23 protein-coding genes and 1 other RNA gene are annotated in these 21,792 nt (G+C 73.1%); 16 read left to right on the forward strand and 8 right to left on the reverse strand.

Annotated features, from left to right (window positions below; translation table 11 throughout):
• Nucleotides 1-43 precede the first annotated feature (43 nt).
• From ANAE109_RS14290 to ANAE109_RS14310, 5 genes are all read left to right on the forward strand, one after another.
• Nucleotides 44-1,138 (forward strand): CarD family transcriptional regulator, encoded by a 1,095-nt coding sequence (locus ANAE109_RS14290; RefSeq protein ID WP_012097587.1) that lies wholly within the window; start codon nt 44-46, stop codon nt 1,136-1,138.
• Nucleotides 1,135-1,680, forward strand: coding sequence for an archaemetzincin (locus ANAE109_RS14295; protein ID WP_012097588.1), 546 nt, complete (start codon nt 1,135-1,137; stop codon nt 1,678-1,680). Before ANAE109_RS14290 ends, ANAE109_RS14295 begins: the two co-directional genes overlap by 4 nt.
• A 13-nt stretch (nt 1,681-1,693) precedes the next feature.
• On the forward strand, nt 1,694-2,710 hold the full coding sequence (locus tag ANAE109_RS14300) for a hypothetical protein (RefSeq protein ID WP_012097589.1): 1,017 nt from the start codon (nt 1,694-1,696) through the stop codon (nt 2,708-2,710).
• Between the two features lie 122 nt (nt 2,711-2,832).
• On the forward strand, nt 2,833-4,329 hold the full coding sequence (locus tag ANAE109_RS14305) for a hypothetical protein (protein ID WP_012097590.1): 1,497 nt from the start codon (nt 2,833-2,835) through the stop codon (nt 4,327-4,329).
• Between the two features lie 134 nt (nt 4,330-4,463).
• Nucleotides 4,464-5,741 (forward strand): dicarboxylate/amino acid:cation symporter, encoded by a 1,278-nt coding sequence (locus ANAE109_RS14310; RefSeq protein ID WP_012097591.1) that lies wholly within the window; start codon nt 4,464-4,466, stop codon nt 5,739-5,741.
• Here ANAE109_RS14310 and ANAE109_RS14315 read toward each other — a convergent pair.
• Together ANAE109_RS14315 and ANAE109_RS14320 are read right to left on the reverse strand one after the other, a co-directional pair.
• Entirely contained in the window at nt 5,729-6,196 is a 468-nt protein-coding gene (locus ANAE109_RS14315; protein ID WP_012097592.1) for a universal stress protein, read from the reverse strand. The two genes, ANAE109_RS14310 and ANAE109_RS14315, sit on opposite strands and share 13 nt — an antisense overlap.
• 44 nt (nt 6,197-6,240) lie before the next feature.
• Nucleotides 6,241-6,729, reverse strand: a complete 489-nt coding sequence (locus ANAE109_RS14320) for a universal stress protein (protein ID WP_012097593.1) — start codon at nt 6,727-6,729, stop codon at nt 6,241-6,243.
• 345 nt (nt 6,730-7,074) lie between these two features.
• Here ANAE109_RS14320 and ANAE109_RS14325 point away from each other — a divergent pair, with 345 nt between their 5' ends.
• On the forward strand, nt 7,075-9,519 hold the full coding sequence (locus ANAE109_RS14325; RefSeq protein WP_012097594.1) for a Lon protease family protein: 2,445 nt from the start codon (nt 7,075-7,077) through the stop codon (nt 9,517-9,519).
• A 167-nt stretch (nt 9,520-9,686) separates the two neighbouring features.
• Nucleotides 9,687-10,130 (forward strand): hydrogenase maturation protease, encoded by a 444-nt coding sequence (locus ANAE109_RS14330; RefSeq protein WP_012097595.1) that lies wholly within the window; start codon nt 9,687-9,689, stop codon nt 10,128-10,130.
• A 67-nt stretch (nt 10,131-10,197) separates the two neighbouring features.
• On the opposite strand, the gene ANAE109_RS14335 is transcribed toward ANAE109_RS14330, so the two are convergent.
• A complete protein-coding gene (locus ANAE109_RS14335; RefSeq protein ID WP_012097596.1) occupies nt 10,198-10,428 on the reverse strand; it encodes a hypothetical protein in 231 nt (76 codons plus the stop codon).
• 332 nt (nt 10,429-10,760) lie between these two features.
• On the opposite strand from ANAE109_RS14335, the gene ANAE109_RS14340 reads away from it, so the two are divergent.
• On the forward strand, nt 10,761-11,051 hold the full coding sequence (locus ANAE109_RS14340) for a DUF1540 domain-containing protein (protein WP_012097597.1): 291 nt from the start codon (nt 10,761-10,763) through the stop codon (nt 11,049-11,051).
• Between the two features lie 135 nt (nt 11,052-11,186).
• Nucleotides 11,187-11,537: a transfer-messenger RNA gene (gene ssrA / locus ANAE109_RS24195) on the forward strand.
• A 5-nt stretch (nt 11,538-11,542) separates the two neighbouring features.
• Here the strand turns inward: ssrA and ANAE109_RS14345 are convergent.
• Together ANAE109_RS14345 and ANAE109_RS14350 are read right to left on the reverse strand one after the other, a co-directional pair.
• Nucleotides 11,543-12,898 (reverse strand): site-specific integrase, encoded by a 1,356-nt coding sequence (locus ANAE109_RS14345; RefSeq protein ID WP_012097598.1) that lies wholly within the window; start codon nt 12,896-12,898, stop codon nt 11,543-11,545.
• A gap of 64 nt (nt 12,899-12,962) precedes the next feature.
• Complete coding sequence (locus tag ANAE109_RS14350; protein WP_012097599.1) at nt 12,963-13,286, reverse strand: helix-turn-helix domain-containing protein; 324 nt, start codon at nt 13,284-13,286, stop codon at nt 12,963-12,965.
• Between the two features lie 578 nt (nt 13,287-13,864).
• On the opposite strand from ANAE109_RS14350, the gene ANAE109_RS14355 reads away from it, so the two are divergent.
• The 3 genes from ANAE109_RS14355 to ANAE109_RS14365 all read left to right on the forward strand — a co-directional run bounded on the left by ANAE109_RS14355 (nt 13,865) and on the right by ANAE109_RS14365 (nt 15,107).
• Nucleotides 13,865-14,362 carry a hypothetical protein gene (locus tag ANAE109_RS14355; RefSeq protein ID WP_143827976.1) on the forward strand — a complete coding sequence of 166 codons (498 nt, stop codon included), beginning with the start codon at nt 13,865-13,867 and terminating at the stop codon, nt 14,360-14,362.
• Between the two features lie 128 nt (nt 14,363-14,490).
• On the forward strand, nt 14,491-14,715 hold the full coding sequence (locus ANAE109_RS14360; RefSeq protein WP_012097601.1) for an AbrB/MazE/SpoVT family DNA-binding domain-containing protein: 225 nt from the start codon (nt 14,491-14,493) through the stop codon (nt 14,713-14,715).
• Entirely contained in the window at nt 14,712-15,107 is a 396-nt protein-coding gene (locus tag ANAE109_RS14365; RefSeq protein WP_012097602.1) for a type II toxin-antitoxin system death-on-curing family toxin, read from the forward strand. Before ANAE109_RS14360 ends, ANAE109_RS14365 begins: the two co-directional genes overlap by 4 nt.
• A gap of 119 nt (nt 15,108-15,226) precedes the next feature.
• On the opposite strand, the gene ANAE109_RS14370 is transcribed toward ANAE109_RS14365, so the two are convergent.
• Complete coding sequence (locus ANAE109_RS14370) at nt 15,227-16,297, reverse strand: hypothetical protein (protein ID WP_049768593.1); 1,071 nt, start codon at nt 16,295-16,297, stop codon at nt 15,227-15,229.
• A 745-nt stretch (nt 16,298-17,042) separates the two neighbouring features.
• On the opposite strand from ANAE109_RS14370, the gene ANAE109_RS24200 reads away from it, so the two are divergent.
• Nucleotides 17,043-17,438: a GFA family protein gene (locus tag ANAE109_RS24200; RefSeq protein WP_012097604.1), complete on the forward strand. Its 396-nt coding sequence runs from the start codon at nt 17,043-17,045 to the stop codon at nt 17,436-17,438.
• 100 nt (nt 17,439-17,538) lie between these two features.
• On the opposite strand, the gene ANAE109_RS14375 is transcribed toward ANAE109_RS24200, so the two are convergent.
• A complete protein-coding gene (locus ANAE109_RS14375) occupies nt 17,539-18,690 on the reverse strand; it encodes an NAD(P)/FAD-dependent oxidoreductase (RefSeq protein ID WP_012097605.1) in 1,152 nt (383 codons plus the stop codon).
• A gap of 350 nt (nt 18,691-19,040) precedes the next feature.
• On the opposite strand from ANAE109_RS14375, the gene ANAE109_RS14380 reads away from it, so the two are divergent.
• The 3 genes from ANAE109_RS14380 (at nt 19,041) to ANAE109_RS14390 (ending at nt 20,952) form a co-directional block, all read left to right on the forward strand.
• Nucleotides 19,041-19,424, forward strand: a complete 384-nt coding sequence (locus tag ANAE109_RS14380) for a helix-turn-helix transcriptional regulator (RefSeq protein ID WP_041448363.1) — start codon at nt 19,041-19,043, stop codon at nt 19,422-19,424.
• Entirely contained in the window at nt 19,421-19,894 is a 474-nt protein-coding gene (locus tag ANAE109_RS14385) for an SRPBCC domain-containing protein (protein WP_012097607.1), read from the forward strand. Before ANAE109_RS14380 ends, ANAE109_RS14385 begins: the two co-directional genes overlap by 4 nt.
• Nucleotides 19,895-20,541: 647 nt before the next feature.
• The gene (locus ANAE109_RS14390) at nt 20,542-20,952 is read left to right on the forward strand and encodes a VOC family protein (protein ID WP_041448364.1); all 411 of its coding nucleotides are present in this window, start codon (nt 20,542-20,544) and stop codon (nt 20,950-20,952) included.
• Between the two features lie 55 nt (nt 20,953-21,007).
• Here the strand turns inward: ANAE109_RS14390 and ANAE109_RS14395 are convergent, their stop codons facing one another.
• Entirely contained in the window at nt 21,008-21,655 is a 648-nt protein-coding gene (locus ANAE109_RS14395) for an NADPH-dependent F420 reductase (protein ID WP_041448365.1), read from the reverse strand.
• Nucleotides 21,656-21,792 lie beyond the last annotated feature (137 nt).

The raw sequence follows: 21,792 nt of genomic DNA on the forward strand, positions 1-21,792 counted from the left end.
CGGCGATTGCCGCCCCCCTGGTCGCATGGTAGGAGGGGGAGCCGTGAGAGGCCCGCCCCCCCGCCACCCCGACGAGCAGCGGGAGCAGCTCCCAGCCGTCGAGGGCGTGATCGCCGACGCCGCCGAGCTCCGGCCCGGGAACCGCGTCGTGTACCCGAACCAGGGCGTCTGCGAGGTCGTGGGCGTCGAGGAGAAGGACATCGCCGGGCAGAAGCTCCAGCTCGTGCGGATGCGGCGCGAGGAGGATGGCGCCGCGGTCCTCGTCCCCAGGAACAAGGTGCCGTCCATCGGGCTCCGCCGCGTCGCCACGGGCGAGCAGATCGAGGGCGTGTTCCACTTCCTCGCGGCGCAGTTCGAGGATCCCGAGCTCGACTGGAAGGTGCGCCACCGCGACAACGCCGATCGGCTCATCGCCGGTGGCGTGCTCGGCGTGGCGGAGGTCGTGAAGGGGCTCCACTCGCTCTCGCGCATCCGCCCCCTGCCCGCGAAGGAGCGCGAGCAGTACGACAACGCCCGCCACCTGCTCGTGCACGAGGTCGCCGTGTCCCTCGGCGTCCCGCCCGCGCTCGCGGAGGACTACATCGACTACGCGTTGATGCCGCCCGCCGGCGTCAAGTTCGACCTGAAGCCGCCGCCGACGCCGGTCCTCCTCCCCTCCCGACCGAAGCGCCGCCGGCCCGCTGCGGCCGAGGAGGAGGGCATCGAGGATCTCGGGCTCGGGGAGCTGGGCCTTGGTGAGCTCGAGCTCGGCGAGGCGCTCGAGGGCGTGCCCGAGGTCGGCGAGGCCGCGGAGCCGGGCGCGGAGGCAGAGGGCGCGGAGGGCGCACCGGCCGAGGAGGGCGCCGAGGCCGCGCCGGAGGAGGCGGAGGCCGAGGAGGAGGCGGCGGCCCCCGCGCGGAAGGCGCGCAAGGCAGCGGCTCCCCGGGCCGAGAAGCGCGAGGCGAAGCCCGCCTCCGCGAAGGAGCCGCGCAAGAAGCCCGAGAAGCCCGAGAAGGCCGAGAAGCCGGAGAAGCCGGCCAAGCACGCCAGGGCCGAGAAGAAGCCGGCCGCGAAGAAGGCGCCGGCGAAGAAGGTCGAGAAGCCGGCGAAGAAGCCGGCCGCGAAGCCCGCGGCGAAGCGCGGAGGAAAGAAGAAGTGATCCGCGTCGTCACGATCGACAAGATCGATCCCGCCGACATGGCGTTCCTCACGGCCACCCTGTACCGGGCGTTCGGCCTCGGGACCGAGCACGCGGGCGACCGCCCCATGCCCCAGGACGCCGAGGAGAAGGACGGCCGCGTCGACGCCGTGAAGTTCCTGCAGGAGGTCGCGCCCGTCCGCACCTTCGCGGACGACAAGGTGCTCTACATCACCGCCGCGCCGCTGGCGCTCCCGCCCGGACCGCTCGGTGAGCCGCCGTGCTGGGGCTTCGCCCAGTACGGCGGCGAGCGGGCGGTGATCAGCCTCTCGCGGCTCCCCGCGCGCGGCGTGACCGAGGCGTCGATCGAGATCTGGCGCCGCAGGCTCGCCCGCGAGGCGATCCACGCGATCGGCCACCTCTGGGACCTGCACCACTGCTACGACGCGAAGTGCGCGATGCACCCATCGTGGTCACCCGCGCTGCCCGCGAATCCCGAGATGGAGCTGGACGCGTTCTGCCGCGAGAAGAGCGAGCGCCGCATCCGGCTCGCCAAGACGTGATCCTCCACCGAGCGTGACCGGGGACCCCGACAGTCCGGGCACCCGCGGCGCCGGACTCGCGCGCCGGGTCGCCGCGGGCGCGGTGCGCGGCGCCGCGGCGGGCCTCGCGCGCGGCCGCGCAGGCCTCGCCCGCGCCTGGCGCCGCCGCCCTCCCCTCCCGCGCGCCACCGCGATCGCCTTCGCGGCCGGGGCCGCCGCGCTGGGTGCCCACGGGATCCTCTTCCAGGCCGGCCTCCCCGCACGCCTTCCATCGCGGCTGGACTGGACCGCCGCGCGCGTGCTGCTCGAGCGCGACGCCCGGCCTGGCGACGCGGTCGCGCTCGCGCCCGCGTGGGTCGAGCGCGCCCGGGAGGTCCTGCCGCCCGGCCTCCCCGTGCTCGCCCGCGCCGGTCGCGGCGAGGACCTCCCCGGCGTCCGGCGGGTGTGGCTCGTCTCGCTCCCGCGCGCGCCCGGCTACGACTGGAGCACGGAGGTCGCGCTCGTCTCGCGCGCCGCCCGCTCGACGCCGGCGCAGAGCCTCGGCGCGCTCGAGGTGACGCGCCACGAGCTCGCCCGCCCTACCCTGCCCCTCGCGTTCCTCCCGGACCGGCTCGCGCAGGCCGAGGTCTCGCTGGGCGGCGCGCCCTGCGCGGCGGACGGCGCCGCGTTCGTCTGCGGGCCTGCCGGCCTCCGCGTCGAGCGCACGGTGCGCGAGGTGGACGGAGTGCCGCGCCCCTGTCTGTCGGCGTCGCTCGACGCGCCGCCCGGCGCACCGCTCGCGCTCGCCTTCCCGGGCGTGCCGCTCGCGCGCGCGGTCCGAGGCCACGCCGGCGTCGCCGGGGGGCGCGGGACCTCCCCCGGCGCGTCGGTGCGGATCGCCGTCCACGTGGATGGCGAGGAGGCTGGGGCCGCCGAGGTCGCCGCCGGCCCGTTCGAGCCCTTCGAGATCGACACCGCGCACCTGCCCCCCGGCTTCCACCTGGTGACGCTCGTCCTCACCTCGCCCGGCGCGCCCGGCACCCTCTGCCTCGACGCGGAGACGCTCCCGTGATCGGGCTCCCGCGAACCCAGCCCGGTCCGCGGGCCCTGGCCGCCGCCGCAGCGCTCGCGACCTGCGCCGCGCTCGCGCCGCTGGCGCACGCCCCTGGGATTTCCCGTGACGAGGGCCGCGTGATGGGAGGCGCGGTGGGGGAGGTGCGCGCCGCGCCGCTCGCGCCGCTGCCGACCCCGGACGTCACCGCGCCGGAGCCACCGCTCGGGCGCGCGGCGGCGAGGACCGCGCACGGGCTCTTCTCCCGGCTGGGCGCGGGCCACGTGCGCTCCCTCCGGCTCGGCACGGTGGCCTTCGCGGCGGGCCTCTCGGCGCTGCTCGCGATCGCGGGGCACGGGCTCGCCGGCGGCGCCGGGGCGATCCTGGCGCTGCTGCTCTTCTGGCTCGTGCCGCGGCACCTTCACGCCGGACTGCTCGCGACCCCGGACGTCGCCGCGGCGGCGCTGTGGCTCGCCACGGCCTGGGCCTACCGGCTCGCGCAGCGGGCGGAGCGCCCCGCGACGCGACGGGCGGCGGCCGCCGGCGCTGGGCTCCTGCTCGGCGCCGCGCTCACCGCCCGCACCGACGCCTGGCTCCTCCTCGCCGCGCTCGCGCTGCACGCCCTCGTCGCGCCCCGCCTCGCGGGACCGTCGCGCCCCGCAGAGGAAACCGCCGCGCAGGGTTCACCCGCCGCCCGCGGGCGCGGGGGGCTGCTCGCGCTCGCCGCGATGGCCCTCCTCGGCCCGGCGCTCCTCGTCGCCTCCTGGCCCTGGCTCTGGGCCGACGTCCCCGCGCGGCTCGCCGCGGCGTTCGCGCCGGGGCGCGCGCCGGCGTCGGGTGCGTGGGACTTCCTCGGCGCAGCGCTCGCCGGCCGCCCGCCGGCGCGCTACGCGCTCGTGGTGACGTCGCTCACGCTGCCCGCGGCGGTCCTGTGGACGTACGGGGGCGGCCTGCTGCACGCCCTCGCCCGCGCGGTTCGCGCGCTCGCCCGCCGCGATATGGATGCGCGCGACGACCTGCTCCTCGCGCTCGCCGCGGCCGCGCCGTTCGTCGCCTCGACCGCGGGGGTCGCGCCGCTCGCCGCGGGAGTTCGCCCGTGGCTGCCGGCGATGCCCTTCCTCGCCCTGCTCGGCGCGCGCGCGCTCGTCGTGGCCGCCTCCTGGGCCTGGGCGGCGCGGCGGGGCCCGCTGCTCGCCGCCCTGGCGGTGCTCGTGCTCTGGCCGGCGCTCCGGCAGACGATCCACGCGTTCCCGGCGGGCGCCTCCGCGTGGAACGAGCTCGCCGGCGGCGCGCCCGGGGCCGCCTCCCTCGGCATGCAGCGGCAGGACGGCGGCGAGGCGGCGGCCGCCGTGCTCGACCTGGTCAATGAGCGCTCGCGCCGCGGCGCCCGGATCTGGTGGCCGCGCACGGCGCCCGAGGCCGTGAACGCCTGGACGCGCGACGGGCGGCTGCGGGCGGACCTCTCCCGCGCCGACGGACCCGAGCTGGCCGATCTCGCGGTCGTCGCGCTCGACGGGGCGAGCCGGGACGACGAGTACCGCGCGTGGGCGGCCCTGCGGACGGCGCGGGCGTCCGCCGGCGCGTATCTCGACGAGGTGCCCCTGGTCCTCGTCTATGCCCGCGGCGGCGCCTGGCGCTGAGAGGGCTGTCCAGAGCTCCCCTCCCGTCGCCGGGCGAACGATCCGCTGCGCATCGCTGCGTTGCTTGCGTCTCGCCTAACAACCCTGCGAGCGGCGCGCTTGCCCGCCCGCCTCCCGCGCGCTAGGAGCTGCCCGTGCCCTCCCACCGCAAGATGCTCGTGGCCGTGCTCGCCGGCGCCAGTCTCGGGATCGCCGCGAACGCGCTCGGCACCGGGAGCCCCTGGCTCGACGTCGCGGTGAAGGACGTCGCGCAGCCGCTCGGCCAGCTCTTCATCCGGCTCCTCTTCATGCTGGTCGTGCCCCTCCTCTTCTCGGCGCTGGTGCTCGGCGTGTCCGATCTCGACCTGCGTCAGCTCGGGCGGCTCGGGGCGCGGATGTTCGGGTACACGGCCGCGGTCTCGGCCATCGCCGTGCTGATCGGCGTGACGCTCGTGAACGTGCTCGGGCCGGGGCGAGGGATGCCCGACGCTGTCCGGGAGATCGCCCGCGTCGCCGCGCCGGTGAAGCCCGCGTCGACCCCCGGCGGAGACACCGTCGCGACGTTCGTCGTGGGGCTCGTGCCCGACAACCCGGTGAAGGCTGCGGCCACGGGCGACCTCATCGGCCTCATCGTCTTCTCGCTCCTGTTCGGGATCGCGCTCGCGCTCACCGACACCGCGCCCGCGCGCCGGCTGCGCGAGACGATCCAGGGGCTGTACGACGTCACCATGAAGCTCATCGAGGGCGTGCTCAAGCTCGCGCCCCTCGGGGTCGGCGCCCTGCTCTTCGTCATGACGGCTCGGCTCGGGGTGGCGGTGATCCGGCCCGTCGCCGCGTACGTCGGCGTCGTCGTCCTCGGCCTCGCGCTCCACACGCTCGTGGTGTACTCGCTCTCGGTCCGCTTCCTCGGGGGGATGAGCCCCCGCGCGTTCTTCGCGGGCTCGCGGCTCGCGATGGTGACCGCGTTCTCGACGGCCTCGTCCTCGGCCACGCTGCCGACCGCGCTGCGCGTCGCGGAGGAGAGCCTGCGCCTGCCCCGCCACGTCGCGCGCTTCGTCCTCACCGCGGGCTCCGCGATGAACCAGAACGGCAGCGCGCTCTTCGAGGGCGTCACCGTGCTGTTCCTCGCGCAGGTCTACGGCGTGGAGCTCTCGCTCGGGCAGCAGGCCATCGCGGTGGGGATCGCCGTGCTCGCCGGGATCGGCACCGCCGGGATCCCGGCCGCGTCGCTGCCCTTCATCGCGATGATCCTGGGGATCGTCGGCGTTCCGGTCGAGGGGATCGGCCTCATCCTCGGCGTGGACCGCTTCCTCGACATGTGCCGGACCACCGTCAACGTCACGGGGGATCTGGCCGCCGCGGTGTTCGTCGCCCGCGGCGAGGACGCCCTGGCCACGGCGGAGGCCGGGCCCCCGCCGGATCAGGCCGCGTAGAGCGCGCCGTCCGGCTCGGGCGCGGGCACCCGCGGACGGACCACGAGCACGGGGCACCTCGCCTCGCGCGCGACGCGCGCCGCCACCGAGCCGAGGCGGCGATGTCCCATCGCGCTGCGGCCGCGCGCCCCCAGGACGAGGAGCTCCGCCCCGCCCTGGCCCGCGCGCCTCAGGATCTCCTCCGCCGGGTCGCCCAGGAGGAGCTCCGCGCGCGCCGGCGCGCCTGCCCGCAGCTCCGCCTCCGCTCGCCACACCGCGAGGTCGCGCTGCAGGTCCACCGCCGCGACGGCGAACGCCGCCGGCGAAGGCGGGACCTCCTCCGCCGCGATCGCGTGAACGTGCAGGATCGTGAGCTCGGCGCCCAGCCAGCGCGCGAGCTCCGCCGCCTCGACGAGCGCGAGCAGCGACTCCTCGGAGAAGTCGATGGCGCACCAGATTCGTTCGCATGCGACCATCGCCGTCACCTCCCGCCGGGCCGCCGCGCGCCTGCGCCCGGGCGCTACGTGTGCTGCGCCGCCTCCGCGGCGACCTCCCGCGCGTCGTCGCGCCTGCGCGCCCGCGCGACGAGTACGGGACAGGGGGCCTCGCGGAGCACGCGCTCCGCGACCGAGCCCAGGACGAACCGCCGGAGGCCCCGGCGCCCGTGAGTGCCGAGCACGAGGAGATCCGGCCCGTGGCCTTCCGCCCAGCGGACGATCTCGGAGGCCGGATCCCCGACCACCGCCGTCGCGCTCACGGAGCGTCCGAGCCGCTGCTCCGCGTCCTCGCGCCAGCCGGCGAGGCTGCGCTCCATCTCGTCGGCCGCCATCAGCGCGATCTCGGCGGGCGAGGCGATCACGTCGGACGGCTGGGGGGGCGGCGGGACGTGCACGTGCAGCAGGGTCACCTCGGCGCCGGTGCGCCGCGCCTGCTCCACCGCCTCCTCCAGCGCGAGCCTCGACGGATCCGAGAAGTCCACCGCGCAGCAGATCTTCTTCCACTCGCTCATGGTCCGCCTCCTCCTCGCCTGCGGCGGGGTCGGCCCGACGTCCCCACGCGATGCTACGCCTCCGGCACGGCGCCACGGCCGACGAGACGGGTCGCCCCGCCGGTACGATCGACCCGCCCGCTGCGCGCCGGCCCGCTCGTTCGCTCGTGCGCGAGACGCCGCCCGCGGCAGCGGACCGCGCCCTCGCGAGCGGCCCCCTGCGGGCGAACACCCAACGTCCGGCGTTGCGTGCCCGCGCCACGGCGGGACGATCGTCGTCGTCGACCGCCGTGGCGCTCTCGTGGTCGGCGGCGCCGCGTCGCTGGGCGAGCTGGAGCGCCGGTCACGAACGCGCCGAGGGAAGCCATGCCGATCGCCCCGCTGTCCGCGACGTCGCTCCGTCCTGCCGGGCTCGCCCCCGGGATGTCGTTCGAGACCACCGCCGAGCTCGAGGACCTCGAGGGTCCCCTCGGGCAGGCCCGCGCGACCGAGGCGCTCCGGCTCGCGGTGTCGCTGGGCGGCGAGGGCTACAACGCCTACGTGATGGGGCCGCCCGGCGCGGGCAAGCGCACGTTCGTGATGCGCATGCTCGGCCGCACCGCGCTCGAGGCGCCGACGCCGTCCGACTGGTGCTACGTGAACGACTTCGCCGATCCTCGCCGGCCGGGACGGATCGAGCTGGCGCCCGGGCGCGGGCGCCAGCTGCGCGCGGACCTGGACCGGTTCGGCGCCGGGCTCCGCGACGTCCTGCCGGCGGCGTTCGAGAGCCGCGACCACCGCGCCCGGGTGCACGTGCTCGAGCAGGAGCTGGAGGAGGCCCGCGAGGCCCCGGTGAACGAGGTGCGGCGGCGCGCCGAGGCGCGCGGGGTCGCGCTCCTGCACGGGCCCATCGGGTTCGCGTTCGCTCCGGTGAAGGACGGCGAGATCGTCGGGCCGGACGCGTTCCACACGCTGCCCCTGGAGGTGCAGGAACGGTTGAAGCGGGACATCGGCGAGCTGCAGAACCAGCTCGCCGACGTGCTGCGGGCCATGCCGGACCTCGAGCGGCGCCACCGGGAACGCCTGAAGGAGGTGAACGGCACGTTGACCGCCCGCGTCGCCGACGAGCTGCTCCACGAGCTGCGGCGGCGCTACGCGGACGCCTCCGCCGTCCTCGCGCACCTCGACGCGATCCGGGCGGACCTGGTCGAGCGGGTCCACGAGCTGCTCGCCGCCATCGAGGGCACCAACGAGATCCCGTCCGCGCTGCGCAAGCTCCTCGCCGACACCCCGTTCCTGCGCCGCTACGGGGCGAACGTGATGGCCGATCACGCCGAGCGCGCCGGCGCACCCGTCGTCCACGAGGACCTGCCGTCGCTCTCGAACCTCGCGGGACACGTGGAGCACCACGCGCACCTCGGCACGCTCGTGACCGACTTCAGCCTGGTCCGCCCGGGCGCCCTCCACCGCGCCAACGGCGGCTACCTCGTGCTCGACGCGCGCAAGGTCCTCGTCCAGCCCTTCGCGTGGGACGCGCTCAAGCGGGCCCTGCGCGCGCGGGAGATCCGGATCGACCCTCCGGAGCGGCTGCTCGGGCTGATGGGCACCTCGACGCTCGAGCCCCAGCCGATCCCCCTGCAGACGAAGGTCGTGCTCCTCGGTGACCGCGCGCTGTACCAGCTCCTGTCGATCCTCGATCCCGAGTTTCCGCAGCTCTTCAAGGTCGAGGTGGACTTCGACGACGAGCTCCCCCGCTCCCCGGAGCGCGACCGCGAGTTCGCGCGATTCGTCGCCACCGTCGCCCGCCGCGAGGGGCTGCCTCCCTTCGAGCGCGCCGCGGTCGAGCGGATGCTGCGCGAGGCCACCCGCCGCGCGGGGGACTCCACCCGCATCAGCGCCGACGCGGCGGCGATCCACGATCTCGCTCGCGAGGCGGCGCACGTGGCGCAGGGCCAGGGGCGCACCGCCGTGACCGCCCCCGACGTCCACGCCGGGGTGGAGGCGCAGGAGCGCCGCGCCGGACGGGTCCGGGATCTGCTCGACGAGGAGCTCCGCCGCGGGACCCTCCTCGTCGAGACCGCCGGCGCGCGCGTGGGTCAGGTGAACGGCCTGTCGGTCGTGACGACCGGCCGCCGGATGTTCGGCCGGCCGAGCCGGATCACCGCGCGCGTGCGCCTCGGGCGCGGCGAGGTGGTGGACATCGAGCGAGAGGTCGAGCTGGGCGGCCCCCTCCACTCGAAGGGCGTGCTCATCCTTTCCGGCTTCCTGGGCGGCCGATACTGCGCGTCCACGCCGCTCGCGCTCGGCGCCACGCTGGTGTTCGAGCAGTCCTACGGCGGCGTCGAGGGCGACAGCGCCTCGTCGGCGGAGGCGTACGCGCTGCTCTCCGCCATCTCCGGGGTGCCGCTGCGCCAGTCGCTCGCCGTGACCGGCTCGGTGGATCAGCTCGGGAACGTGCAGGCCGTGGGCGGGGTCAGCGAGAAGGTCGAGGGGTTCTTCGAGGTGTGCCGCGCGCGCGGCCTTCGCGGCGACGAGGGAGTGCTCGTGCCCGCCTCGAACGTGCCGCACCTCGTGCTGCGCGACGAGGTCCTCGCCGCGATCGAGGACGGCCAGTTCCGCGTCTACCCGGTGAGGACCCTCGACGAGGGGCTGGAGCTCCTCTCCGGTGTGCTCGCCGGAGCGCCCGACGCGAGGGGGGCGTTCCCGCCCGACACCTTCAACGGCCGCGTCGCGGCGCGCCTCGCCGAGCTCGCGGCCGCGGCCCGCACGTTCGCCCAGGGTGATCGCGACGGAGCGAGCGGCCACGGCCACGGTCACGGACGGGCCCGCTGAACCGTGCCGGTCGCTGCGCCCTCGGCCCCTCGCGGTGCCCGTGAAGCAGGGAGACGGCCGCCCTCGCGCCCGCCCGCAAGCGGGGCCACCGATGCCCGCCGTCGTCGTCGCACTCGGCGGGCCGGCCCGGGACATGGTAAGGATCCGGGCTCGGAGGGCCCGCGTTCGTGAAGATCCTCGCCTTCGCCCTGGGTAACGCCATCCGAGCCGACGACGGGGTCGGCCTCGCCGTCGCGCGCGGGCTCGACGCGCTCGTCCCGGACCTGGAGGTGGTCGAGGTCCAGGAGCTCCTGCCCGAGCACGCCGACGCGGTCGCGGGCGTGGACGGCGTGCTCTTCCTCGACACGTCGGTCGGGGGGACGCCCGGCGACGTCCGTGCCGACCGGCTGGTCCCACGGCCGGCCCGCGCGGCCATCCTGCACGCGCTGATGCCGGAGGAGATCCTCGGCCTGGCCCGGGCCCACTTCGGCCACGCCCCTCCCGCCGCCCTCGTCACCATCGCCGGGCGCGACTTCGCGTTCGGCGAGGCGCTCTCGCCCGAGGTGGAGGCGGCGCTGCCGCTCGCGCGCGAGAAGGCGCGGGAGATGGCGGCCCAGTTCCGCCCCGCGTAGCGCTACGGTCGCGAGCCGCCGCGGAGCGGCGGGAGGCGCGCGGGCAGCCTCGCGATGGTGCCTCTCGTCACCTCCCCGGTCCACTGCGAGTCGACGGAGGAGAACGCTTGCTGCTCCTGAAGCCGAACTCCGTCACGTAGACGTTCCCGTCGCGATCGATCTCGATCCCCTCGGGGGCGGTCGCCTCGTCCGGGAGCGTCGCGAAGGTGCTCGCGTGGCGCCGATTCCATGCGCCGGCGGGGGAAGGCATCGCCGTCAGCGCTGCGGTGGCCAGGGCCGCGACTGCGTGCATTCGCATCGTGACCGGCTCCTCCTGCGGGCTCGCAGCCATATGCGAGGCGCGGCCGCGGGGAGCGCGGTCCTCGTGGGGTGAACCTGGGAGGCGCCGCTCCCGGCGAGCGCGGGGCGAAGTCAGCGTCGCGGTCGCTCCGGCCTCTCGAGCTCCAGCTCGAGGGTGGTGCGTGCACGAGGGTCGCTGCCGCTCGGGCTCTCCCACTCCGCGCGGGCGAACGCCGGCAGCCGCCGGGGACGGCCCGCCGAGCGCCGCGCCGTCCCGCGCGCGCTGGCGAGGGCGTGACTAACCTCGGGCGAGGCGCGGGCGTCACCCTTCACCGCGCCGAGGAGGCACGCATGGCATCGGCGATGCCGGTGATCTCGAGCTGCGAGGTGTCGAGCTGCTTCTACAACGCAGGGAAGATGTGCCACGCGCCGGCCATCAACGTCGGCAGCGAGCACGCCGCCTGCGACGCGTTCATGTCCGACGGGAAGGGGCGTCACAGCGCTCGCAAGGACGTGGGGCTGGTCGGCGCCTGCCACATCGAGGAGTGCCGCTTCAACGACGACATGACCTGCGCGGCCGCGTCCATCGTGGTGCTCGGCCACGGCGGCCACGCGGACTGCGGGACCTACCAGCACCGCTGAGGGCGTCCGGCTGGGCCGGCGCCCCACCGGCCCTCTCTACCTGCCGGGCGGCCGTCCGACCCCCGTGCTAGGATGCCACCGCCGCTTGACTCGCGCGGCGGCGGTCTTATGAAAGGACCGTCAGTTCGCAGACTTGGGGGCGAACTGGTTTCGACGGAGGACGGAAGGCGACTGGTGCGCGCCGTGGTTGGTCAGCAGGCCACGTAAAAAGCCGACCAAGCAGAAACGCGAACGAGCCCATGGCTCTCGCGGCCTAACTAAAGGCCGTGCGTTCCCCCGGAAGCGCCGGGTACCGGGTGTGAACGTCAGCTCCGGCTGGATCTGGGTGGGAGGCGAGCCGCCTTACCTGGATCGAGATCAAAGGGCGAGGACGTGAGCGGTTGCAGGCCCGGAGGTTGCCGTTCACGTATTCACTCCGGGATACGCGCGTAGGACCTGTCACTGGAAGTCTTTCGGACCCGGGTTCGATTCCCGGCGCCTCCACTCTTCAACTACTCGGATCGACTCGACTCCGGCTTCGGCCGGAGGCCTGTCTCCACGCCGTCTCCAACGGAGATGGCGCGCACCGCGGACGGTGCGGTCCCATCCCCTTCACCTGGCCCACCACCCGTTCGCCCCGAGCGTAGCGGCGCCGCAGGCGCCGCGGAGTCGAGGGGCGTCCCGACCTCATCCTCGACGGGCCTGCGGTCGAGCAGCCGGATGGCCGCATCCTTGTGCGCCGGCGAGAGGTGCATGTACCGCTGCGTGGTCGTGAGGTCCTGGTGCCCGGCCAGCTCCTGGATCGCCTTCGCCGTCGCGCCCTGCATCGCGAGGTGCGAGCAGAACGTGTGGCGGAGGATGTGATAGGCGCCCGTCGCCGGCAGCACGGCCCGGCGCTGCGCGCGCTGCACCCACATCCGGATCTCCTTGTTCGTCGGGGACGCTCCGCCGTCGTAGTACAGGACGCGCGGCCCCTTGAGATGCCGGTGGGACCTTAGCGCCTCGGCGAGCCGCTCGGTCAGCGGCAGCCGGCGGGAGCGCCCGCCCTTCGGCAGCGTGACGTGCCCGTTCCACGAGCTGCGCTGGACGTGCACCGTCCGTCGCCGCAGGTCGACGTCCGTCCACTCGAGGGCGATCGTCTCGCCGCGGCGGAGCCCGGCGTCGCCGCCGAGGAGCACGAGCAGCTCGATGCGGGGATCGATCGCTGCCGCGCCCTCGACGAGATAGCGGTACTCGGCGAAGTCGTAGAACGGGACCTCGACGAGCTCCCACTTGAGGAGCCGGATCCGGCACGGCATCGCGTCGATGACCTTCCAGTCCACGGCGCGCTTCAGCATGACCGACAGCGCGGTGAGGACGTTGTTGATGGACTTGTTCGCCATCTCGTCCTCGACCAGCTCGCCCTTGAACCGCTGGACGAGCTCGTCGCCGATCGCGTCGAGCCGCAGCGACCCGAAGGTCGGCTCGAGGTGCGTGCGGAACACGCTCTCGTAGGCCTCGGCGGTCGACGGCTTCAGCCGGTTCGCCTTCACGTGCCCCTCGATGAACCGGGGCTTGAACTCGGCGAGCGTCGGCACGACGCGCGCCTGCCTCGGCTTCCTCCCTTTCTGGGCCAGGATCTGCCCCTCGCGTTCCTGCGCCCACCGAAGCGCGGCGCTCTTCCCGCTCACGGGCGCCTTCACCCGTTCGCGGATCGGAGTGCCGTCCGGCAGCCGCAGCACGAGGTCCACTTCCCACCCGTCCGTCACGCGTTCGCAACCGGGCGCACAGCGCTGGCGGCCGAGCTTCCGGCCACCCTGCCCGCTCTCCAGTCGCGGGCAACCCGGGACGTGGTTCACGGCCACCACGTAGGGCCTGATCTTCACCATCGCGCCTCCTGCAGCGCGACGGTGCACGCCTTGCGGTGGTGGACTGTAATCCTCACGACCCGGCTCAGCGACCCCTGTCGAGGAGCGCGTCGAGCTCGGCGCGGCGGAAGCGGAGGCGGCGCCCGAGTTTGTGGGCCGGAACCTGGCCGCGCTCCACGGCGGCGTAGAGCGCCTTCCGCGAGGGGAAGCCGAGATGGGCCGTCGCCTCGTCCGCGGTGAGCCAGCGCAGCCGGCGGTCCTCGGCGTCGCGGTCTGCGCCGGCGGAGGCGGGGCGCCTGGCCCTGGCGCGCGCCGCCACCTGCCCGCGGCCAGCCATCCGCTGCGGCCTCTCAACGCTCGCCTTGGCGCTCCAATCGAACGCCGCCTGCTCCGCCCCGGCTTCTGCCATGACCTTCTCCCCGCCGCCCTCGCCGGCGCTCGCCGCACCGGACCTCACGCTCGTTGCGGCATGACCTAACATGCCGGCTACCGCACTCTCAACGTGCAGCGGCCGTCACGCCCCGATTTTCGCGACCCCCTGCCACGAGAACCGTCTTTCGCGGTGAGTGAAACTGGACGCCGCGACCGCCCCTACACCGAGGGAGAGCGATGCGATCCGGAGTCGACGGCCGGTGGTGGCAGCGCGGCGACAGTCACCATCAGTGATTTCGATGGGTTCACTGCCGTTTGTCACCCTGCTGGTGGCAGCCCGTCCGACCGCGAAGGCAATTCTGGCTGGAAGCACGCGCGCTTCGGCTGCACCAGGAGGTGCGTATGGTCTGTGACCGTTAAGGACCCGAGGAGGCTCCCGAAGAAGCGGCAGTTCGCCGGCCGTGCGATGCCGCCGAGAAGGGCGTCCCGACACCGAACGGGCGGAGCCCGTTCGCTTGCAGCGGAGCCACACCGGTGGCACGCTACGCCGTGCCCGTCAGGGTTGGTCGGTTCCATGGGGGCAAGGGCGGTCCGGGAGCGCGAAGGGAGAACCGCGTGGCGCAACTCCAAGCCGACGGGGAGCCCCGGAAGTCGTTCCGGACGAAGACGCTCCGGCTTCACCCGCTCGAGAACCGCATCTTCGAGCAAGCCTGCGAGGCGCTGAACGGGATGGAGCGCACCCAGCTCATGCAGGAGGCGGTCATCCACGAAGCGGCCCGCCTCGGAGTCCGCTGGACGGCAGAGCCAGCCCCGCCGCTCTCCTCGTCGTGGCCCTACATACCGGACCGCGGCGACGAGCCGACCGAGGTGCGGGTCTCGATCACGGTGAGCCTTCCCGTCGCGGAGATCATCACTCGAGCGGCCGAGCACGTCCACGCGAGCGAGCCGATGTTCATCATCGGGGCGACGCTCGCGCACATCGGGCGGCTCAAGGCCCGCTTCAAGGCCATCCACGCGGACACGCCGGAGGAAGCCCGCGCCATCCGCGCCGGCCTGGACAAGATCAAGCTGCCGCCGCGGTACCTGTATCCGCGCCGGTCGAGGCGAGGCTGATCGAGTCGCCGTGCGTCGTCGCGAAGCCCGACCCGGGGTCCGAGTGATGGCGCGGAAGTCGAAGGCGAGCCGCTTGCCGACGTCCGCCTGCCTCGTTATACATTAGTCAGAACGGAGCGGATCACGTCATGCGCAAGAAGCTCTCCGCCATCGGCAACAGCCTCGGCATCGTCATCGAGAAGCCTATCCTCGAGCTCCTGGACATCGACCGGGAGACGGAGCTCGACATGCGGACGGACGGGGAGCGGCTCATCATCGAGCCCATCCGGGGAGCCAAGCGGGCGAAGGTGAAGGCGGCGGCGCAGCGCGCGATGGCGGCGCACGACGCGACCCTCCGGAAGCTCGCGAAGTGAGCGAACCCGTCTTCCTCGACGTCGAGGACGTGCTCCTCATCCACGAGGAGCAGCTCGCGCGCTACGGCGGGGCCGCGGGAATTCGCGACGCTGGCCTGCTTGAATCGGCGGTCGCCGTACCGCGCGCGTCAGCCGGCGGCGAGTTCGCGCACCAGGACCTCTTCGCCATGGCGGCCGCCTACGCGTTCCACATCGCGCAGAACCAACCGTTCTTGGACGGCAACAAGCGGGCGGGCCTCCTTGCTGCGTTGGTGTTCCTCGACTTGAACGGCGTTGAGATCGCCGACCCCGAGGGCCGCCTCTACGACGCCATGATCGCGATCGCCGCCCACGAGTTGGACAAGCCGGGGATGGGCCACCTCCTGCGGGAACTGGCAACCGCGCCTCGATAAGGGAACGTCACGCTGACGGCGAAACGCGTCGAGCGCCTGGCTGGCGACCTCCGTGCGGACGAGCGCTGATCACCGAGCAGCGGGGGCACGCCCTCGTCGACGTTAAGTCGAGCCTTCGCCTAAGGGAGCAGCGCGGTGACCGGAACGGGCACGTGGCTCTCGCTGGTGGAGTCGTTCCCGAGCTGACCGGAGACGTTCCTCCCCCAGCACTGCACGCCGCCATTCACGACCGCGCAGGTGTGGTACTCGCCTGCGGCGATCGCCTGCACCCCGCTCGTGAGGCCCACGACGTCGACCGGCACGGCGATCCCGACGTTGGCGTCCGGGTAGGTGGTGGAATCGTTCCCGAGCTGACCGTAGTAGTTCTGTCCCCAGCATCGGAGCCCACCGTTCACGAGCGCGCAGGTGTGGACGTACCCTGCGGCGATCGCCTGCACCCCGCTCGTCAGGCCCTGGACCTGGACGGGCACCCAGCTATCGATGGTGGCGTTGTCCCCGAGCTGGCCGACGTGACCAAACCCCCAGCAGTGGACGCCACCGTTCGCGAGCGCGCAGGTGTGGGAACCCCCTGCGGCGATCGCCTGCACCCCGCTCGTGAGGCCCTGAACCGGAACCGGCACTGAGCTGTCCGTGGTGGAGTTGTTACCGAGCTGACCGTTGAAGTTGTCCCCCCAGCATTGGACGCCGCCATCCACGAGCGCGCACGCGTGGAAGGGGCCGGTGGTGACGGCCTGCACTCCACTCGTCAGGCCCTGGACCGGGGTCGGCACGTGACTATCCGTGGTGGAGTTGTTCCCGAGCTGACCGGTGTCGTTGTGCCCCCAACACTGGACCCCGCCATTCGCGAGCGCACACGTGTGGGCGGCGCGCGCAACGATGGCCTGCACCCCACTCGTCAGGCCCTGGACCGCGACGGGCACGTGGCTGTCGGTGGTGGAGTCATTCCCCAGCTCGCCGTAGTGATTGTATCCCCAGCACTGGACGCCGCCGTTCACGAGTGCGCACGTGTGGAACGTGCCCACGGCGACCGCCTGCACCCCGTTCCTCAGGCCCTGAACCGGGACCGGTACGGAGCTGTTCGTCGTGGAGCCGTTCCCGAGCTGACCGTGGCCATTGTCCCCCCAGCACTGAACGCCGCCGTTCACGAGCGCGCAAGTGTGGGAGTACTCCGCGGCGACGGCGCCCGCCATGCCTGGCGGCGCGGGACTCGAGGCAGTGGAATCACTGCCCGCGCATCCAGCCTGGATGCCCAGCACGATCAAGCCTACGGCGATCTGGGCTGCGCGCATGCTCCCCCCTGAACTTCACGTCGCGGAAACTGCGGTTTGCGAATGTACCAGTTCCTGACGGGCTCGCGTTGTCTCTCCAGGCTCGCGCTTCCGGTCCTCCTGATCGGGGACGTCGCGCTCGCGATAATTCGGGCCAGAGCCGCGCGGCGCGAGACGCTCTCCTCGTCCGCCGCCGCTCCTGGATGGCGGTGGGGTGAGCGGCGCCTCCGCGGGTCGACTGCGTCGTCTCCAAACTGTCTCCAAGCCCAAGGCCGATTCGCGTGGATTCGGGGCGGCCACCGTGGACTGCGCCGAGAACCTCAACCCGCCGACCGCGAAGGCGTTCCCGGCGAAAGGCGTGCACCGCCGCGAGGTTAGCTATTCACGGTAAGTGAGTTTCGACTCCCGGCGCCTCCACTTCAAGTCACCGAAGGCCCTCGCTCTGCGGGGGCTTTTTCTTTTCGGACCCTCGGGCTTCACCGACAGACGCGCGAGCTCGGCCTCGCTCACGCCACGACCGGCGCGGGCATTGGGCGCGATGGGCGCCCATGGACACGCGGGCGCCCACAGGGGCGATGCACTCTCGGATGACGTCGGACTGCCGGCTCGTCGGTTGCGGTGACGGCGCCGTTCGTTAAGAACGTCCGGCGGTGTGATTCCAAAGGAGATGCAGCATGGACCGATTCACCGGCGGTTGCCTGTGCGGCAACGTCCGCGTCGTGGCGTCGGGGCTCCCGTACCGGGCGGGCTTTGTCACTGTCTCGACTGCCGCAAGCACCACGGGGCCCTGTTTCACGCTTCCGCCGTGTTCCCTCGGGATGCGGTGACGATAGAGGGCGAAACACGCGAGTACGCCGGGCGGTCTTTCTGTCCCCGCTGCGGCTCGCCCATTTTTGGACGCACCGCAGACGAGATCGAAGTGAACCTGGGATCGCTGGATGCCCCTGACCAGCTGAGGCCAACCTACGAGAGCTGGACCGTCCGTCGCGAGTCCTGGTTGCCGCCGTTCCCGCTCACGAGACGATACGACCGCGATCGAGACCCCTCGGGTCGCTTCGAGTAGGTCGCACGAAGGGTGCGAGCCAGAGCTCCCGCGCGCGCGTCGTGACTCCGGGCACGAGGTTCAGCCCCCGGCTCAGCCGGCTCGTGCGCGCGCAGGGCGCTCAGGCCCAGCGCTCGAGCCACTCGCGCTCCCACGCCTCCTTGGCTCTGCGGGCGTCTTCGGTGGGCGGCTCCAGGGCCACCACCGGGACGGGATCGCCGAAGAAGTCGCCGCGCCCGCGCGCCGCCACGCCGTCGCCCGTCTCGACCCAGCACTCGCCGATCGCGGAGTAGGCCTCCGCGGGCTCGCCGCCGAGGATCTCGGTCGCCACCGCGCGCGCGACGACCTGCGCCTCGCCCTGCGCGAACGTCGCGGCCTTGGGGAGCGGCTTGCCCATCTTCAGCGGGATTCCCGTGACGTCGCCGATGGCCCAGACGCGGTCGAAGCGAGTGCGGAGCGTGGACCGGTCGACCGGGATCCACCCGCTCTCGGCCGTGAGCCCCGCCTCGCGCACGACGCGGGGGGCACGGTGCGGCGCGACGAAAGCGAGCAGGTCGTACGCGGCGGCGGCGCCGTTCGCGAAGTGAAGCCGCCGCTGTCCCGCGTCGGCCCGGACGGCCTGGTGATCCGGGTGGTATGCGATGCCCTTCGCGGCGAGGAGATCGCGGACGGCGCCCGACACCTTCGGGCCCGCCACGCCCATCGGCGCCGGCTCCGCCGCGTAGAGGTCCACCTCCACCTTCTCCCGGACGCCGCGCCGGCGCAGGGTCCATTCCATCAGCAGCGCCGCCTCGTACGGTGCGGCCGGGCACTTGTACGCGGGGGCCGCGGTCAGGACGACGAGCCGTCCGCTGGAGAACGACGCGAGCGCGTCGCGGAGCGCCACTGCCCCGTCGAGCGCATAGAAGGAGTGCCCGGCCGCGGCGAGCCCGGGGACGCCGGACGGGTCGAGGTCGGCGCCGAGCGCGACGACGAGGTGATCCGCGTCGAGCCGCCGACCCGCCACCTCCACGCGGCGCCGCTCCGGGTCGATCCGCTCGAGCTCGCCGGCGACGACCTCGACCCCGCGCCGCGACAGCGACGCCATGGGTCGCGCGATCTCGTCCGGGCGCCGCTCGCCGACGATCACGCGCAGCAGCGAAGCCCCGAGGACGAAGTGATCCGCGCGCTCGACCAGCGCGATCCGGTGCTCGGCCGGGAGCAGCTTGCGCAGCTCCGTCGCGACGACGCTTCCCCCCACCCCGCCTCCCAGGATCACCACGCTCGCGCCCATGACGGCCTCCGTCCGCCGCGCCGGTCTACGGCGCCTCGGCATGCACCTCGCGCCGGTGTCGCACCGGGTCCGGCGGACCGGACGGAAGCCGCATGCCTCCCGTACCCGGAGAACCGCTCCTCGGTTCCCGGCTGGCGCCTCGGGCTGGCCTCCGTCCGCTCGGCGAGGTGACGTGGGTGCTGCCTCGGACCGCCCGTTACGCCCGATGTAACGGGGCCGTGACGCGTGGCCCGAGTTCCGCTCGCTCGTCGCGCTCTCGGAGATCGGCGCCCGCGCCACTTCGCGGGCGAAGACCTCCTGTACTTAACCGCGTGGTTGACAACCATCCGGTTGAGTACGATGCTGGGTCCATGACGTCGAGCGACGCCCTCAGCACCACGCTCTCTGCCCTGGCGGACCCGACGCGCCGGCACATCCTCGCCCGGCTCGCCAGCGGCGACGCTACGGTCAAGGAGCTGGCCGCACCGTACGAGATGAGCCTTGCGGCGGTCTCCAAGCACCTGAAGGTGTTGGAGGGGGCGGGCCTCATCACCCGCAGCCGCGAGGCGCAGCGTCGCCCGTGCCATCTCGAGGCCGAGCCACTTCGCGCCCTGTCCGACTGGCTCGACGAGTACCGCCGCTTCTGGGAGCGGAGCTTCGAGAGCTTGGGGGACTACGTGAAGACGCTGCAGCACCCTCCCCGGGGAGGGAGCCCCGGGCGACGGACGAAGCCCAGGCCGGGAGGGAGCCGATGACGGTCCGGATCGACGTGAGCTCGAGCCGCGAAGCGGTGATCGTCATGACCCACACGCTCGATGCGCCACGCGAGACCGTGTGGCTGGCGTTCACCACGCCCGAGCACGTCGCGCGCTGGTACGGCGGCGAGGGCTTCACGAACCCGGTCTGCGAGATGGACGTCCGTCCTGGCGGCCGCTGGCGGCACGTCATGCGGACGCCGGACGGGAGCGAGCACCACTACGAGTTCGTCTTCGTCGAGGTCGTGAGGCCGGAGCGGCTCTCGTGGCAGGCCGAGCGGGGGTTCCCCGGCAAGCCCCTCCCCCTGAACACGCTCACGCTCGAGGACCTGGGGCGGCAGACGCGCGTGAGGTTCGAGGCGCGCTTCACCTCCATGGCGGAGCGGGATCTGGCGATGAGCTGGGGCTTCGCGGACGTCCTTCGCGAGGGCGTCGAGCGCATGCGCGCGCTCCTCGCGTCGCTGGTCTGAGCAACCGAAGGCAGGCAACCTCGGCAGGAACGGGAGGGAGCACGTGCGTACGCTGGTCGTCTTCAATCAGCTGTCGGTCGACGGCTACTTCGTGGACGCCCACGGGGACATGTCCTGGGCGAAGGAGGGCGCCGACGAGGAGTTCGACCGGTTCACGACGGAGCGCGCGCGAGGAGGGGGCGTGCTCGTCTTCGGGCGCGTCACCTACCAGATGATGGAGAGCTTCTGGCCCACGCGCGAGGCCGCGCGGATGCTGCCCGAGGTCGCGGAGCAGATGAACGCGCTGCCGAAGGTGGTCTGCCCGGTCGCGCTGGGCGCTGGACGGACGATCTTCGACGGCCTCCGTCAGCGCGTGGACTACGCTGACCGAGTCGCGGATCTTCGAGAACGGGAAGATCCTCCTGCGCTACGCGCCCGCCGGCGCGGCACGCAGGCGCTAGGAGCGCCGGACTGGGTCCTCCAGGGATCGCCTGATGAGAAACGGCTGCTGGAGACCCGCCCGGGAACGCCGCAGGGCGACGCGATCGGCTGCGCCGGGCGACGGTCGGCGCGTTGCTCGTACAGCAGGGGCGTGCCTCACCAGGCTGCTCGGCATTGCGGGAGCCGAGCACCGGGATCAGAGAAACGGTCCAGGGAGGGAGACGCGCATGGTCCAGGCCGCCACGAAGTCATTCGTCGAGAAGGTCCACGGCGTCCGCTATCAGGTGAGAGACGTCGCTCGCTCCGTGTCGTTCTATACGCAACAGCTCGGGTTCGCGTTGGAGCACGAGCAGCTCCCCGCATTTGCGAACGTCTCTCTGGGTGAGGCGCATCTGCTGCTCAGCGGGCCTGGTGCATCAGGCTCGCGGCCGATGCCGGACGGGCAGCAGCAGGAGCCGGGCGGCTGGAACCGGGTGGTGCTGAAGGTCACGGATCTTGCGGGCTTCATCGCTGAGCTGAAGAAGGCAGGCGTCCGGTTTCGCAACGAGGTGGAGACAGGCCCTGGCGGTCGACAAGTCCAGATCGAGGATCCGGACGGGAATCCCATCGAGCTCTTCGAGCCCGCTCGATCGCGGTAGCCGGCGGCCTGAAGACCGCCTCGATCCCCGTGCACTGAAGCGGCGCGGTGTCGGCTCACCTCTGGGCGTACCGCTTCGCGGCGGCCACGTCGCCGCGAAGCTCTTCGGCGGTGCGCCGCGGTCCGTATCCGGGCGTGTCGCGCTGGATCCGCCAGCCCTCCTTCAGCGACCCGAGATCGACGACGTCGAACCCGAACCGATCGATGAGGTGGCTCACGGTCGCCTTCGCCCCGGGGTCGTCGCCGGCGATCGCCAGCGCTCTTCGGTTCCGGGTCCCGGGCGGCTGGCCATCCTGGGTGAGATCGGCCGCGTGGATGTGGTTGAACGCCTTCACCACCTTCGAGGTCGGCAGGTGGGCCTGGAGGAGCTCGGAGGTGGTCGTGGTCTCGGCGTCGAGGGCTGGGATGTGGCCGTCGCGCTGCGGGTAGTAGTTGTTCGTGTCGATGACGACCTTGCCGGCGAGCGGCTCCACCGGAACGGAACGGTAGCTCCTCAGAGGGATGGTGACGACCACGAGATCGCCTGCGCGCGCCGCCTCGAGGGGCGTCCCCGCCCGAGCCTGCGGGCCGAGCTCCTTCACCAGGCCGGCGAGCGTCTCCGGCCCTCGCGAGTTGCTCATCACCACCTGGTAGCCGTTCGCCACGGCGAGACGTGCGAGCTGACTGCCGATGTGCCCTGCCCCGATGAAGCCGATGGTCGTCATGCCGGTTCCGTAGGGGCGCGCGGGCCCTCGCGCCAGCCATGGTGCGAGGCCTGCTTCGTCTGCAGGGGGCCCGCCGGAGCGTGGGCGCACCCCGGTCGCCGGGCCGGCGAGGCGGTGGCGCGCCCCGGGCACGACAG

Source organism: Anaeromyxobacter sp. Fw109-5 (genome assembly GCF_000017505.1).
Classification (GTDB): domain Bacteria; phylum Myxococcota; class Myxococcia; order Myxococcales; family Anaeromyxobacteraceae; genus Anaeromyxobacter.